Origin of the sequence: Nitrospirillum amazonense (assembly GCF_007828035.1) — a bacterium.
GTDB classification, from domain to species: domain Bacteria; phylum Pseudomonadota; class Alphaproteobacteria; order Azospirillales; family Azospirillaceae; genus Nitrospirillum; species Nitrospirillum amazonense.
Window position 1 is genome coordinate 189481 of record NZ_VITV01000007.1, and the last position, 13825, is coordinate 203305.

A 13825-nucleotide genomic window follows, 5' to 3' on the forward strand; every position below is an offset into this window, starting at 1 on the left:
GGTTGTCGCACGCGCGCCTGTCCGGCCCCACGCCCACGGCGTCCTCCCCCGCGTCAGCCCGCCGGCGGCACCAGGCGGGAGGAACCCCGAGGGATTCGCCATGAGCGACCTGCGTCTCCGCCCCGTATCCACGCGCCTGAACCGGATCGCCCGCCTGCGCCTGTTGCTGCTGGCCTCCGCCGCCCTGTGGCCGGCGGCGGGCCACGCCGACACCGCCCCCACCACCCTGCCGACCGGTGGCAGCGTGGCGGCGGGTAGCGCCAGCATCAGCCAGTCGGGCGCCGCCATGACGGTCAACCAGACCAGCCCGCGCGCCGTCATCACCTGGCAGGACTTCAGCATCGGTGGCAACGCCGGTGTCACCTTCCACCAGCCGGGCCCGGCCTCGGCGGCGCTGAACCGGGTGCTGAGCGGCATTCCCTCGGACATCCTGGGCAAGCTGACGGCCAACGGGCAGATCTTCATCGTCAACCCCGCCGGCATCACCTTCGGCCAGGGCGCCAGCGTCAACGTCGGCGGCCTGGTCGCCTCTACCCTGGATATCGCCAACCAGGACTTCATGGCGGGCACCTACACCTTCCAACGCAACGGCAGCACCGCCACGGTCGCCAACCAGGGCGCGCTGACGGCGGCCAGCGGCGGCTATGTCGGCCTGCTGGCGCCAGAGGTGATCAACGACGGCGTCATCACCGCCAAGCTGGGCAGCGTGGTGCTGGCGGCCGGTGAGAAGGTGACGCTGACCTTTGATCCAAAGGGCGATAAAGGAAGTGTCAGCGTGGCAGTTGATCCGGCCGCCATCCGCACGCTGATCGTGAACCACCAGATGATCGCGGCGTCCGATGGGCAGGTCGTGCTGGCTGCAAAGTCTGCCGACGCCTTGCTGGGCGGCGTCATCAACAACACCGGCGTGATCGAGGCGAGCGCATTGACCAGCCACGGCGGCGTCGTGACGCTGGAGGCATCGACCGGGATCGACAGCCGCGGCACCATCGCCGCCGATGGCGCGGGCGCGGGTGACGGCGGCACCATCCGCCTGAAGTCGGATGGCGTGACCACCGTCGCCGGCACCCTGAGCGCCAAGGCGGGTGCTGCCGGCGGCGATGGCGGCACCATCGAGACCTCAGGCGCCACCCTGTCCATCGCCGACATCCATGTCGACACCACCGCCCGGCACGGCCACACCGGCACCTGGCTGCTGGACCCCGCCGACCTGATCGTGGGCCCCGGCGGCCCCGGCGCCGTCAGCAGCGGCACGGTGGAAACGGCCCTGGCCACCACCAACGTCACCCTGCAAACCGGGTCCACCGGCAGTGGAAACGGCGACATCCTGGTGGCGGGCGCCATCGCCTGGACCGGACCCAACAGCCTGACCCTGAACGCCTACCGCGACATCACCGTCAGCGCCGACATCCGCCACGGCGGCGCCACGGCCGCCGGCCTGGCCTTGAACCCCGCCCAGGGGGGCAGCGGCGGCCTGGAGGTGAATCAGGGCGCCAGGGTCACCCTGGCCGCCCCCGGCGACGGCCTGTCCATCCAGGGCCAGGCCTATACCCTGGTCAACAATCCCGCGCAGCTGCAGGCAATGGCCGGCGACCTGGGCGGCCACTACGCCCTGAATGCCGATTTGGACATGTCCGGCTTCGCCTACACCGCCGTGGGCGATGGCGCCACGCCTTTCTCCGGCGCTTTCCAGGGCCTGGGCCACGGCATCGCCAACCTGACCGTGGGTGGCGGCGGCTTTAGCTATGTCGGCCTGTTCGGCGGCAATTCCGGCACGCTGAACGACGTGTCGTTGACAGCGGTCAACGCCAGCGGCACCCAGAATGTGGGCGGCATCGCCGGCTGGAACGCCGGCACCATCACCAACAGCCAGGTCACGGGCACCATCGCCCTGACCAGCCTGTGGTCGGAGCGGGTGGGCGGGCTGGCCGGCACCAACGCGGGCACCATTGCCTCAAGCCACGCCGCCGTGGCGGTCAGCGCCGGCGACCACACCACACGCATCGGCGGCCTGGTGGGCCAGAACGACGGCCTGATCAGCGCCAGCTATGCCCTGGGCAGCGTGACGACGGGCACCCGCACCGGCGGCGACAACGACCTGCCGGACGACGGCACCGTCCTCAACATCACACCGCCACCCATGCCCGGCAGCGGCATCGGCGGCCTGGCCGGCGGCAACAGCGGCACCATCATCGACAGCTACACCGTGAACCGGGTGACCACGGGCAGCCTGTCCGCCAATGTCGGCGGCCTGGTGGGCGACAACCAGGGCCGCATCTTCAGCAGCTTCTCGCTGGGCACGGTGGCAGCGGGTCCCAACGCCAGCCAGGTGGGCGGCCTCGTGGGGCAGAACGGCTTCGTCCGGTTGTTCGACCCGCATTGGCCGCCGCCCGTCTCCCTTGCCGGCACCATCATCGACAGCTATTCGGCGGCCACCGTCACCGTGGCGGACAGCGCCTACAGCGCCGGCTGGGGCGGCCTGGTGGGACTGAACCAGCTGGGTGCCATCACCAATTCCTACGCCGCCGGCGGTATGCTGGGCGACGGCGTGGCCGGCCTGGTGGGGGTGAACGCCGCCCTGATCACCGGCAGCCATGCCGGCGACGCCGTCACCAACGCCGCCGGCCTGGTCAACACCAACGGCACATACGGCACCATCGCCAGCAGCTACGCCACCGGCGATGTCGGCGGCACCGGCAATTTGGGCGGTCTGGTGGCCTACAACTACGGCACCATCAGCGCCAGCCACGCCACCGGCAGCGTCATTGCCCGCTTCGCCGGCACCATCGCCGGGCCGCAGACGGTGGGCGGCCTGGTCGCCTACAACAGGGGCGCGGTCACAGACAGCTACGCCACCGGCGCCGTGGAGGGCGTCAGCGGGACCGGCGGCCTGGCCGGCGTGAACTACGGCATCATCACCGCCAGCCACGCCAACGGCGCCGTCACCGCCCGTGACGACAGCGGCCTGGTGGCCGGCACCGACATCGGCGGACTGGTCGGCCTCAACAGTGGCGGGACGATCGGGCAGAGCTATGCCACCGGCCGGGTGACGGCGGGCAACCGGGGCCAAGCCCTGGGCGGCCTGGTAGGCGGCAACGCTGGCACCATCACCGACGCCTATGCAACCGGCGCCGTGCAGGTCGGGAACAGCGTCAGCGGCGTCGGCGGGCTGGTGGGCCAGAACGACGGCCTGGTCAACCACAGCTTCGCCCTGGGCGCCGTGACAGTGGGCAACAGCGTCACCGGGGCCGGCGGACTGGCCGGAACCAACGGCGGCACCATCACCAGCAGCTACGCCACCGGCCTGGTCAACACCGGCACCCTGGCCCAAGGGGTGGGTGGGCTGGTTGGCGCCAACAGCGGGCTGCTGGGCGGCGACCAGGCCGGCGCCACCATCACCGTGGCCGGCGGCGCCGGCACCGGTGGTCTGATGATCGGGGGCCTGGCGGGGTCGAACAGCGGCACCATCACCGACAGTTCCGCCACCAGCGCCATCATCGCGCAGACGTCCGGCACCGTCGGCGGGCTGGTCGGGTTGAACAGCGGGGAAATCCGCCGCAGCTGGGCCAGCGGCGACGTCAACGCCAACTATCGCGTCGGCGGACTGGCGGGCGTCAACAGCGGCACCATCAGCGACAGCCATGCCACCGGCACCATCAGCGACACGGTGGCCGGCGTCACCACCTTCCCCGGCTATGCCGGCGTCTATGTCGGCGGCCTGGTGGGACAGAACCTGGGCCTGGTCAGCAACAGCTACGCCACCGGCGCCATCAGGGACAGCGGCTACGGCAGCTATGGCCTGGGCGGCCTGGTGGGGTCCAACAGCGGCACGGTCACCAACAGCTACGCCCTGGGCACCGTGCTGGGCAGCGCCCGGGGTGACGCCGTGGGTGGCCTGGTGGGTGAGAATTTGGGCTTGGTCGCCGCCAGCCACGCCGGTGGCACCGTCTCCTCCGGCGGGCGGGATGGTGAGGTCGGCGGGTTGGTCGGCACCAATGAAGGCACCATCACCGACAGCTACGCCACCGGCGACGTCTTCAACGCCCCGGAAAGCGGCGCGATCGGTGGCCTGGTGGGCAGGAACAACGGCCTGATCAGCCACAGCTACGCCACCGGCAACGTCAACGCCCAGACCGACAATTCGGTCGGCGGCTTGGTGGGCATCAACGCAGGCACGGTCACCGACAGCCGCAGCAGCGGCACCGTCTCGGGCCTCAGCTTCGTCGGTGGCCTCATCGGCAACAACAGCGGCACGGTGGTGAACAGCGGCAGTGTCAGCGACATCCTGACCAGCAACCCGCCGAACTATGCCGGCCTGCTGATCGGCTACCAACACACCAGCGGCACCATCGTCAACAGCGCCGGCGCCGGCACCATCACCACCGGCACCATCGTCGGTGGCTCCACCGCCCAGATCGGGGGCACCGGGTTCTGACCCTGGCGGGCCGGCGCCTGGGCAAGGGGCGCCGACCCAGCCTTTTCCGAGAAAATAGGCCATTGCTGCTATCCCGCGTTGCGCCTAGCCTTGTGACCAGGGAACGGTTGTGGCGGATCGGGAGGCGGCTATGGGGCATGGCCAAGGGAACAGGCGGCGCAACGCGATCGCCTTCGCCGTCGCCCTGGTGCTTGGGCTGGCAGTGCCGCCACCCTTGGCCCTGGCCCAATCCGATGGGGGCTCACCCCCAGCCGGGGACGCCATTGTCCCGGGGGCCGGGGTGCCGGAAAACGATGCGGACACCGCAGAGACTGTCGTGGTCACCGGTATGCGCCTGAAGACGGAGAGGCTACAGGAAATCATCGGCGATTTCGTGCGGGACCATGGGAAGCGCGCGCCGTACAGCGACCAGATCGCCCGTTGGGACAGGGCGGTATGTCCACAGGTGCAGAACGTCCCGGCGGATATCAGCGCCTTCATCACCACGCGCATCCGCGCCATTGCGCAAGCCGTCGGGGCGCCGACCTCTCGCGCATCCTGCAAAACCAACGTGGACATCTTTTTCACCGACCAGCCGCAGAGGCTCATGGACGCGGTGGCGGATAAATATCCCCGGCTGCTGGGCTATCATTTCGTGCACCAGGCCAAGGCGCTGTCCCAGGTCACCAGACCCATCCAGGCCTGGTATGTCACCTCCACCAGCAACGGCATCCTGACCGCCATTGACGATCCCTACCAGATGAGCTTGGGCGGCGGTCTGGGCAGCCGGCTTTCCACCGGCGGCCTGCGCCCGGTTCTGACCCACGTCCTGATGGTGGTGAACACCGACCGGATCCTGGGCCTGAAACTGGGCGCAGTTGCGGATTACCTGGGCGTCCTGGCGCTGGCTCAGCCCAAGGTCCTAGGCCAGTGCGGCGACCTGCCCAGCATTCTGGACCTGTTCGCGGCCAATTGCGCGGACGACCAGAAGACCGCAACCCTGAGCGCGGCGGACAAGGCCTACCTGGAGGGCCTTTACTCCATGGACCCCTGGGAAACCGGCGTCCTGCAGCGCAGCAGCATCTCCCTGCACATGCGGCAGAGCTTCGGCGCGCCTTAAAACGGTCCCGTCAGCCAAGGGGTGGTGGCGCGGTGAACTGGGCGATGTCGGCCAATCCCAGGGCTTGTTCAATGTCCGCGATTTGGTGGACCGCGTCGTCAAACCCGTCCTTGCCGAATTTCTGGTGCTCGATCTCCTCGAACTTGTCCCCCATCTCGTCCAGCTCGTGCCCGGACAGGGCTTGTTTCCATGCCGTGAAAACCACGGTGTCCTCATGGGCGGCATGGGCCCGGTACATCCGGACCAGGGTCTCCATCGCGCGGGCCATCGGTTCCCGGTCGGCGGTCCCAATCGCCCCCTTGCCGGTCACACCCAGGATGTAGTCGGTGATCTCCCGCCCGCGCTGGTGCTGCGCCGTCAGCACGTCGGGATAGGCCGCCACCGGGCCCTGGAGCTTGCGGATCGCCGGGAAGATGTGGGCCTCCTCCAACAGGCGCTCGTGGTAATCCTCGCCAAACGTGCGGAACAAGGTCGCCGCCCGCTTCAGGGCCCCGGCGTCGATGGTCCCGGAGTCGGCTGCCCCGTCGTTCGCGCGCAGGCGCGCGGCAGCCTCCGTGTAGGCGAACAGGGCCCGGCGCAGCACGCCGTGCTCACGCATCAGGTCTTCCACCGCACCGACGTCCTTTTCGCTGCCTGCCCCTTCACCGCATCCGGCCAAGGCCAAGCCTGTGGCCACGACGACGCCGGCTGAACCGGCGTGAAGGAATGAACGGCGACGCTGATCCACTGTATCCATCGGTTCCTTCCCTTCGGCAACGGCCCCTTCGGCAGCGGCCCCTTCGGCAGCGGCCCCTTCGGCAGCGGACCAATCGGCAGCGGACCAATCGGCGACCCCGCCACCCGCAGAACGCCGGTACGGCGGAGCGGTTCCGGCACACATCGCCCAACCGACTTTATCTCATTTTGATGCACCGCAACGCAGCCATGCGGATCTTCTGCGATGGATTCTGATAATCAGTCTCAGGTGGCCGTTGACATGGCGCAAATCGGCAAATAAGAGTCGCTCGCAATCTTAACAAAGGGTATAACCGCGGAGCTCGATAGCCGGGATCCGCGCGGGGAGCCAACCACATAGCGTGGCATCAAGGTGGGGACCGTCATGTCGAGCAACCGCAACATCATCATCGCAAGCCGGGCCAAGACGCCCCGCACGCTGGCCCGCACCGCCCTGGGCCTGGCGAGCGTGGGCCTGGCCGGCGGCGCCCTGCTTTCCCTGGGTGCGCAGGCCCAGACGGCGACGGCGCCCGCCACCCAGGGCGGCACGGGCCAGTTGCCCACCCTGTCGGTGCAGGACCAGGACGCCGCCCCGGCGCAGGACTATCGCACCGAGCGGTCGTCCAACGTGAAGCTGACGGAAAAGCTGCTGGACACGCCGCAGTCGGTCACCGTCATCTCCGGCCAGGAGATGAAGGACCAGGGCGTCGCCACCCTGCGCGATGCCCTGCGCAACGTCGCCGGCATCAGCCTGGCGGCCGGTGAAGGCGGCGCCCAGGGCGACAGCCTGACCCTGCGCGGCTTCAGCGCCCGGTCGGACATCTTCCTGGATGGCCTGCGCGACTTCGGCAGCTATTACCGCGACAGCTTCAACTACCAGTCGGCCGAGGTGCTGAAGGGCCCGGATAGCGCCATGTTCGGGCGCGGGTCCACCGGCGGCACCATCAACCAGGTGAGCAAGACACCCACGCTGGAGGCCATCACCGCCGGCACCGCCACCCTGGGCACCGACGGCATGAAGCGCCTGACGGCGGACGTGGACCGCGCCATCGACGCCACCACCGCCGTGCGCCTGAACGCCATGGGCACCAGCAGCTTCGTCGAGGGCCGCGACGGCGCCAAGAACGAGCGCTACGGCTTCGCGCCCTCCGTCGCCTTCGGCATCGGCACGCCCACCCGCGTCACCATCAGCTATCTACACCAGTCGGAAAACGACCGGCCGGACTACGGCATCCCCTTCCTGCTGGGCCAGCCGGCGCCGGTGGACTACCGCACCTATTACGGTTTCCACAGCGACTACCTGAAGACCGACGCCAATGTCGTGACCGCCGACGTGCAGCACGACCTGACGTCCGGCATCACCCTGGAAAACCAGTTCCGTTACGGCAACTACTACCGCAACGTCCGCATCACCGAGCCGCAGCTGGTGAACGCCAACGTGACGCCAGCCACCGTCGGGCCGCTGTCGGGCGTGGCCATCAAGCGCAACGCCATCACCGTGCGCAGCGTGGAAACCACCCTGGACGACCAGGCCACGGCCTCGGCCCGGTTCAACACCGGCTTCCTGGAACACCATCTGGTGACGGGCGTGGAACTGTCGCGCGAGACCTCGGACCCGACGCGCACCGCGTGGACCGGCGTTCCCACCACCACCCTGCTGAACCCCAACGAGTACCAGACCTTCGCCGGCGTGGGCACCATCTCCTCCCGCGTCAGCACCACGGTGGACACGGTGGCGGTGTTCGCCGTCGACACCATGAAGTTCAATGAGCAGTGGTCGCTGGTCGGCGGTTTCCGCTACGACCACCTGGACACGGACTACAAGCAGACCGTGGCCCCGGCCGCCGCCTTCTCCCGCACCGACAGCCTGCCGTCCGGCCGCGCCTCGCTGGTGTTCAAGCCGACGCCGGAAAGCAGCCTCTACGCCAGCTTCGGCACCTCGTTCAACCCGTCGGCCGAGCAGCTGTCGCTGTCCGCCGCCACGGCCAACCTGGATCCGGAAAGCAACAAGACCTACGAGGTCGGCGGCAAGATCGACCTGCTGCACGACGCGCTGAGCGTGCGCACCGCCCTGTTCCAGACGGAAAAGGACAACGCCCGCGTCACCGACCCCAACAACTCCGCCCTGAACGTGCTGGGCGGCGACCAGAAGGTGAAGGGTGTGGAGCTGGAGGTAACCGGCCGTATCACCGAGGATTGGCAGGTCAGCACCAGCTACGCCTACATGGACGGCCGGGTCATCAAATCCACCACCTTCAGCCAGGTGGGCCGCGGTCTGCCCAACGTGCCGCACCACACCTTCAACCTGTGGACCACCTATCAGGTGACGCACCAGCTGCAGATCGGCGGCGGCGCCAACGCGGTGTCGCAGCGCATCGGCAGCTCCAGCCCGGTGGCGGCCACCAACCTGATCAACACCGTGCCCGGCTATGTCACCTTCAACGCCATGGCCAAGTACGACATCACGGAAAAGATCAGCATCCAGGCCAACATCATCAACCTGACCGACCGCGACTACGTCGACCAGATCCATCCGGCCCACCTGGTCCCGGGCGAGGGCCGCACCGTCCAGTTCACCGCCAACTTCGCCTTCTGATCCATCCATCAACCCCAGACCATCCCAACCCTCGACCATCCAAGGCGGCACCCATGCTTCTTCACATTCCCGGCGTCCTGACCCAGGAGCAGGTCGCCTGGTGCCGCCAGCGGATGGAAACCGCCGATTGGGTGGACGGCCGCGTCACGGCCGGCCACCAGTCGGCCATGGCCAAGAACAACGCCCAGATCCCGGCCGACCATCCGGCGGCCCGGGCCATGGGCGACATGATCCTGGCGGCGCTGGAAAAGAACGCCCTGTTCCTGTCGGCGGCCCTGCCGCTGAAGGTCTTCCCGCCGCTGTTCAACCGCTACGCCGGCGGCCAGTCGTTCGGCATCCACGTGGACAACGCCATCCGCCAGATACCCGGCACGCCGCACCGCGTGCGCACCGACCTGTCCGCCACCCTGTTCCTGGCCGATCCCGACGAATATGACGGCGGGGAACTGCTGGTGGAGGACACCTACGGCGAGCATGAGGTGAAGCTGCCGGCCGGCGACATGGTGCTGTACCCGTCCACCAGCCTGCACCGCGTGGCCCCGGTGACCCGGGGCGCCCGCATCGCCTCGTTCTTCTGGATGCAAAGCATGGTGCGCGACGACGGGGAACGCACCCTGCTGTTCGATCTGGATACGACCATCCAGGATCTGAACCGCGAGGCCGCCGGCCAGCCCGCCGTGGTGCGGCTGACCGGCATCTACCATAACCTGCTGCGCCGCTGGGCGGAGGCCTGACGCCATGATGAAGACGCTGCGCTTCCTGCACCTGTGGGTGGGCCTGATCCTGGGCCTGCCCCTGCTGGCGCTGGGCCTGTCGGGCACCGCGCTGGTGATCGAGCCGGAGTTGCGCGCCGTGTTCACCCCATCAGTGCCGGCCTCGCCCGCCGATGCGGCACCGCGCAGCGTGGCCGAGGTGGTGGACGCCGCCGCCGCGGTGGCGCCTGCGGGCGCCAAGCCCGCCAGCTACGCCGCCCCGTCCGCGCCAGGCGGAATCGCCACCGTGCGCTTCCAGGCGCCGCGCCGCACGCCGCAAGGTGGAGAGCACGCCCATAACCAGGGCGGCCCCCGCCCGCAAGGCGGCGGCATGCCCGGCATCAGCGTGCACATCGACCCGGTCACCCTGGCGGTGGTCAGCACCCCGGGCCTGGACGCCACCATCGGCTGGATCCACCGCCTGCACGGCAATCTGCTGATCCAGGATCGCAGCGGCCGCGACCTGGTGGGATACCTGGGCGTCATCATGACGGCGCTGGGCGTCACGGGCCTAGTGCTGTGGTGGCCCCGGCCCGGGCAATGGCGCCAGTCCTTCATCGTGCGCAAGGCGGCCAAGGGCGCCCGCTTCCACCGCGAGCTGCACGGAGCCGCCGGCATCTGGGGCCTGGCCGTCTTCCTGGTGGTCAGCGTCACCGGTGTGGCCATCGCCTTCCCCCAGAGCATCGCCGCCGGTGTGGGTGCGGTGCTGCCCATGGCGGCGCAGACCCAGGGCTTCGCCGTGCCCAAGGTGACGCCGCGTGACGGCGTGGACCCGGCCGGCGTGGATGAGGCCGTGGCCATCGCCCTGGCGGCCTCCCCCCGCCCCGGCCTGGCCCTGCGCGGCGCCAGCCTGCCGCAGAGCCCGGACCAGGCCATCCGCGTGGTGCTGGCGCCCCTGGGCGGCGACGCCCCCAGCGCCGTCACCCTGATGGTGGACCCCTGGGCCCGCCAGGTGGTGGAGGTGCGGGACCCCAGCACGCAGGCGGCGGGCAACAAGGTCACCGGCTGGATGCGCCCCCTGCACGAGGGCGAAGGGCTGGGCCCCGTCTACCGCGTCCTGGTGGCGCTGAGCGGCCTGCTGCCCACCCTGTTCGCCATCACCGGCACGTCCATGTGGTGGATTAAGCGCCGAAACCGCAAGGCAGGCGCCGCCCGCGCCGCCGCCATCCTGCAATCCGCCGCGGAATGACCACCGCCAACCGTTTCACGACGCGTCAGGGCAGCGACGCAATGCTTTCAAAGAGGGGCACGACCAACATGGCGACCAAGTTGCTGAAGCAGACGGCCGCCGCCAGCTTGACGGCGGCATTGGGCTTAGGGGCGACCAACGCCTGGGCGCAGGAGGGGGCGGCCCGCACCGCCGCCACCACCGTGCCGCACGACCTGTCGGCCATGGGCATGTTCCTGAACGCCGATGGGGTGGTGAAGGCCGTCATCCTGGGCCTGCTGGCGGCCTCCGTCGTCACCTGGACCATCCTGCTGGCCAAGGGGCTGGAGCTGCGCGCCGCGCGCGGCCGCCTGCAGGGCTCGCTGGACAAATTGGACGAGGCCCCCTCGCTGGACGTGGCGGCCAGCCAGCTGACCGGTGAGGGCGACGCCCTGGCCCTGGCCTTCGCCCGCGCCGCGTCGGCAGAGCGCGCGCTGTCCGAAGGCCTGCCGGCAGAGGGCGTGAAGGAGCGTGTGGTGCTGCGGCTGGAACGGTTGGAGGCCAAGGCCCGCCGGGCCATCGTGCGCGGCACCGGCGTGCTGGCCACCATCGGCGCCACCGCCCCCTTCGTCGGCCTGTTCGGCACCGTCTGGGGCATCATGAACAGCTTCATCGGCATCTCGAAGACGCAGACCACTAGCCTGGCCGTCGTGGCCCCCGGCATCGCCGAGGCGCTGCTGGCCACCGCCACCGGCCTGGTGGCCGCCATCCCGGCGGTGGTGGTCTACAACGTCTTCGCCCGCAAGGTGGACGGCTACCGCGTGCTGCTGGCCGACGTGTCGGCCGGCGTGCTGCGCCTGGTCAGCCGCGACCTGGACCGGGAGCAGGCGGGCATGCAAGGGGCGGGTGCCCCTCGGGCCCGCAGCCGCGCGGCGGAGTGACCCGGATGGCTGCCCGTCTTTCCCACGGCGGCGATGAGCTGGCCGAAACCCACGAGATCAACGTCACGCCCTTCATCGACGTGATGCTGGTGCTGCTGATCATCTTCATGGTGGCGGCCCCCCTGGCCACCGTGGATGTGCCCGTGGACCTGCCCTCCTCCAACGCGCCGCCCCGGCCACACCCGGAAAAGCCCGTGACCCTGACCATCCGCGCCGACCTGACCCTGGCGATCAACGGCGCCGACGTGGCGCGCGACGGCCTGGCCGCCGCCCTGGACGAGGCCGCCGGCGGCGACAAGGACCAGCGCATCACCCTCAGCGCCGACCGCGCCGTCTCCTACGGCGACCTGACGGCGGTGATGAACAGCCTGCGCACGGCGGGATACCTGAAGGTCTCGCTGGTGGGGCTGGACGGCGGCGGGGCCCCGTGACGCCATGGCGATGGCATCGATGAACAAGGACGGCGGCGATCTTCCTGGCGAGGACAGGCCTGGTGAAGACAGGCGCGCACGCCTGGTCTGGGGCGGCAGCCTGGCCCTGGTGCTGGCCGCCCATGCCCTGGCCCTGCCCTGGCTGATGGCACGCTCCACCCTGGAACCGCCGCCCCCTCCGCCGCCGCTGCAGATCGACCTGCCGCCGCCCCCGGCGCCACCGCCACCCGCACCGCCCAAGCCCGAGCCCCCGAAGCCGGAGCCGCCCAAACCCGCGCCCAAGCCGCCGCCGCCCAAGCCGGTGGCGGTGAAGCCCCTTCCCCTGCCTCCCCCCCCGCCGGTGCCGCCGCAGCCCGCCCCGATTGCGACGCCGCAACCCGAGCCGCCGCCCAGCACGGCGGTGCAGACCTCCACCCCAGCACCGGAGGCGCCGCCCGCCCCGCCGGCACCGGCCAGCAAGGGCCCGGACAGCTATGAGGGCCGGCTGATGGCGCATCTTTACCGCTATCTGCGCTATCCCGCGCAGGCGCGGCAGCGCCACCAGGTGGGCACCGCCTTGGTGCACTTCACCCTCGACCGGGCGGGCCATGTGCTGAGCGTGACGCTGGAGCGCGGCTCCGGCTTCGCCCTGCTGGATGAGGAGGCGGTGGCCACGGTGCGGCGGGCCGACCCGTTGCCCCCCGCCCCGGACGACAAACCCCTGGATTGGACCATGCCGGTGGATTTCAGCCTGCTGCGCTGATCTACCCGGCCCGTCATTTCCGTTGCGCCCCAAGGCGCCACTGGTCAATTATTTTGACCGCACCACCGCGCCGCCGCCGAAAGCAAGCGGCCGGAGACGGTGGGGCAGAGGAAACGCTGACGGGACCCCATGAAGGACAGTATCCGGCCGGCCAAGCTGGCCGACACCATCGCCGACCATCTGGAACAGCTGATCGTGGAAGGCAGCCTGCGCCCAGGCGAGAAGCTGGTGCCGGAGCGGGAGCTGGCGGTGCGCTTCAACGTCTCCCGCCCCTCGCTGCGCGAGGCGCTGGAGAAGCTGGAGCAGCGCGGCCTGCTGCGCAGCGGCCGGGGCGGGGCCACCTTCGTCGCCCCCCTGCTGGGTCCCACCTTTACCGAGCCGCTGCACGCCGTGCTGGCCGCGCGGCCTGAGACCACCCTGGATTACCTGGAGTTCAGGACGGAGGTGGAGGGTGCCGCCGCTTACTACGCCGCCCTGCGCGCCACCGACGTCGATCGCGCCCAGATCCAGGCCCGGTTCGAGGCCATGGAGGCCGCCCACGGCCATGACGAGGCGAAAGAAGAAGCGGACGCCGATGCGGAGTTCCACCTGGCGGTCTATGAGGCGACCCACAACGTCGTGATCCTGCACATCATGCGCGCCCTGGCCGAGATGCTGCGCCAGGATGTCTTCTTCAACCGCGCCAAGCTGTACCAGCGTACTGGCGTGCGCCAGCTGCTGCTGAGCCAACACCGCGCCCTGTATGAGGCGATCATGAAGGGCGACCCCGCGGCGGCGCGCGCGGCCGCCGAGGCGCACATTAACTTCATCCGCGACGCCCTGGTGGAAATCTCCCGCGCCGATGCCCGGCTGGAAGCCTCACTGCGCCGCATCGCCGGCGGAGATATCGTGGCCGCCGACAAATAGGGTGGCGAGAACGGCTCTCGATTGGCGTCAGTGCTCATTTTTTGAAGACCAACTCCATCTCT

Annotated in this window: 10 protein-coding genes; 9 read left to right on the plus strand and 1 reads right to left on the minus strand. The window is 69.7% G+C overall.

The genetic code is table 11. The features are described from left to right. Positions 1 to 100 precede the first annotated feature (100 nt). Together FBZ87_RS19795 and FBZ87_RS19800 are read left to right on the plus strand one after the other, a co-directional pair. Positions 101 to 4435, plus strand: coding sequence for a beta strand repeat-containing protein (locus FBZ87_RS19795; protein ID WP_145612314.1), 4335 nt, complete (start codon positions 101 to 103; stop codon positions 4433 to 4435). Positions 4436 to 4565: 130 nt separating this feature from the next. After that, on the plus strand, positions 4566 to 5534 hold the full coding sequence (locus FBZ87_RS19800; protein ID WP_145612315.1) for a hypothetical protein: 969 nt from the start codon (positions 4566 to 4568) through the stop codon (positions 5532 to 5534). A 10-nt stretch (positions 5535 to 5544) separates the two neighbouring features. Here the strand turns inward: FBZ87_RS19800 and FBZ87_RS19805 are convergent, their stop codons facing one another. Next, positions 5545 to 6270 carry a hemerythrin domain-containing protein gene (locus tag FBZ87_RS19805; protein WP_145612316.1) on the minus strand — a complete coding sequence of 242 codons (726 nt, stop codon included), beginning with the start codon at positions 6268 to 6270 and terminating at the stop codon, positions 5545 to 5547. 363 nt (positions 6271 to 6633) lie between these two features. Between FBZ87_RS19805 and FBZ87_RS19810 the strand changes: the two genes are divergently transcribed. From FBZ87_RS19810 to FBZ87_RS19840, 7 genes are all read left to right on the plus strand, one after another. Next, complete coding sequence (locus FBZ87_RS19810) at positions 6634 to 8844, plus strand: TonB-dependent receptor (protein WP_246134499.1); 2211 nt, start codon at positions 6634 to 6636, stop codon at positions 8842 to 8844. Positions 8845 to 8897: 53 nt separating this feature from the next. Beyond that, positions 8898 to 9578, plus strand: a complete 681-nt coding sequence (locus FBZ87_RS19815; protein ID WP_145612317.1) for a Fe2+-dependent dioxygenase — start codon at positions 8898 to 8900, stop codon at positions 9576 to 9578. Positions 9579 to 9582: 4 nt separating this feature from the next. Beyond that, positions 9583 to 10785, plus strand: coding sequence for a PepSY-associated TM helix domain-containing protein (locus FBZ87_RS19820; protein ID WP_145612318.1), 1203 nt, complete (start codon positions 9583 to 9585; stop codon positions 10783 to 10785). A 68-nt stretch (positions 10786 to 10853) separates the two neighbouring features. Continuing rightward, positions 10854 to 11684, plus strand: coding sequence for a tonB-system energizer ExbB (exbB, locus tag FBZ87_RS19825; RefSeq protein WP_246134500.1), 831 nt, complete (start codon positions 10854 to 10856; stop codon positions 11682 to 11684). 5 nt (positions 11685 to 11689) lie between these two features. Beyond that, the gene (gene exbD / locus FBZ87_RS19830) at positions 11690 to 12115 is read left to right on the plus strand and encodes a TonB system transport protein ExbD (RefSeq protein ID WP_145612320.1); all 426 of its coding nucleotides are present in this window, start codon (positions 11690 to 11692) and stop codon (positions 12113 to 12115) included. Between the two features lie 19 nt (positions 12116 to 12134). Further along, positions 12135 to 12857, plus strand: a complete 723-nt coding sequence (locus FBZ87_RS30120) for an energy transducer TonB (RefSeq protein ID WP_281288987.1) — start codon at positions 12135 to 12137, stop codon at positions 12855 to 12857. Between the two features lie 129 nt (positions 12858 to 12986). After that, positions 12987 to 13763, plus strand: coding sequence for an FCD domain-containing protein (locus FBZ87_RS19840; protein WP_145612322.1), 777 nt, complete (start codon positions 12987 to 12989; stop codon positions 13761 to 13763). Positions 13764 to 13825 lie beyond the last annotated feature (62 nt).

Coding starts and splice junctions, on each gene's coding strand:
- FBZ87_RS19795 (WP_145612314.1), top strand. CDS start 101: ATGAGCGACCTGCGTCTCCGCCCCGTATCCACGCGCCTGAACCGGATC.
- FBZ87_RS19800 (WP_145612315.1), top strand. CDS start 4,566: ATGGGGCATGGCCAAGGGAACAGGCGGCGCAACGCGATCGCCTTCGCC.
- FBZ87_RS19805 (WP_145612316.1), bottom strand. CDS start 6,270: ATGGATACAGTGGATCAGCGTCGCCGTTCATTCCTTCACGCCGGTTCA.
- FBZ87_RS19810 (WP_246134499.1), top strand. CDS start 6,634: ATGTCGAGCAACCGCAACATCATCATCGCAAGCCGGGCCAAGACGCCC.
- FBZ87_RS19815 (WP_145612317.1), top strand. CDS start 8,898: ATGCTTCTTCACATTCCCGGCGTCCTGACCCAGGAGCAGGTCGCCTGG.
- FBZ87_RS19820 (WP_145612318.1), top strand. CDS start 9,583: ATGATGAAGACGCTGCGCTTCCTGCACCTGTGGGTGGGCCTGATCCTG.
- exbB (WP_246134500.1), top strand. CDS start 10,854: ATGGCGACCAAGTTGCTGAAGCAGACGGCCGCCGCCAGCTTGACGGCG.
- exbD (WP_145612320.1), top strand. CDS start 11,690: ATGGCTGCCCGTCTTTCCCACGGCGGCGATGAGCTGGCCGAAACCCAC.
- FBZ87_RS30120 (WP_281288987.1), top strand. CDS start 12,135: ATGAACAAGGACGGCGGCGATCTTCCTGGCGAGGACAGGCCTGGTGAA.
- FBZ87_RS19840 (WP_145612322.1), top strand. CDS start 12,987: ATGAAGGACAGTATCCGGCCGGCCAAGCTGGCCGACACCATCGCCGAC.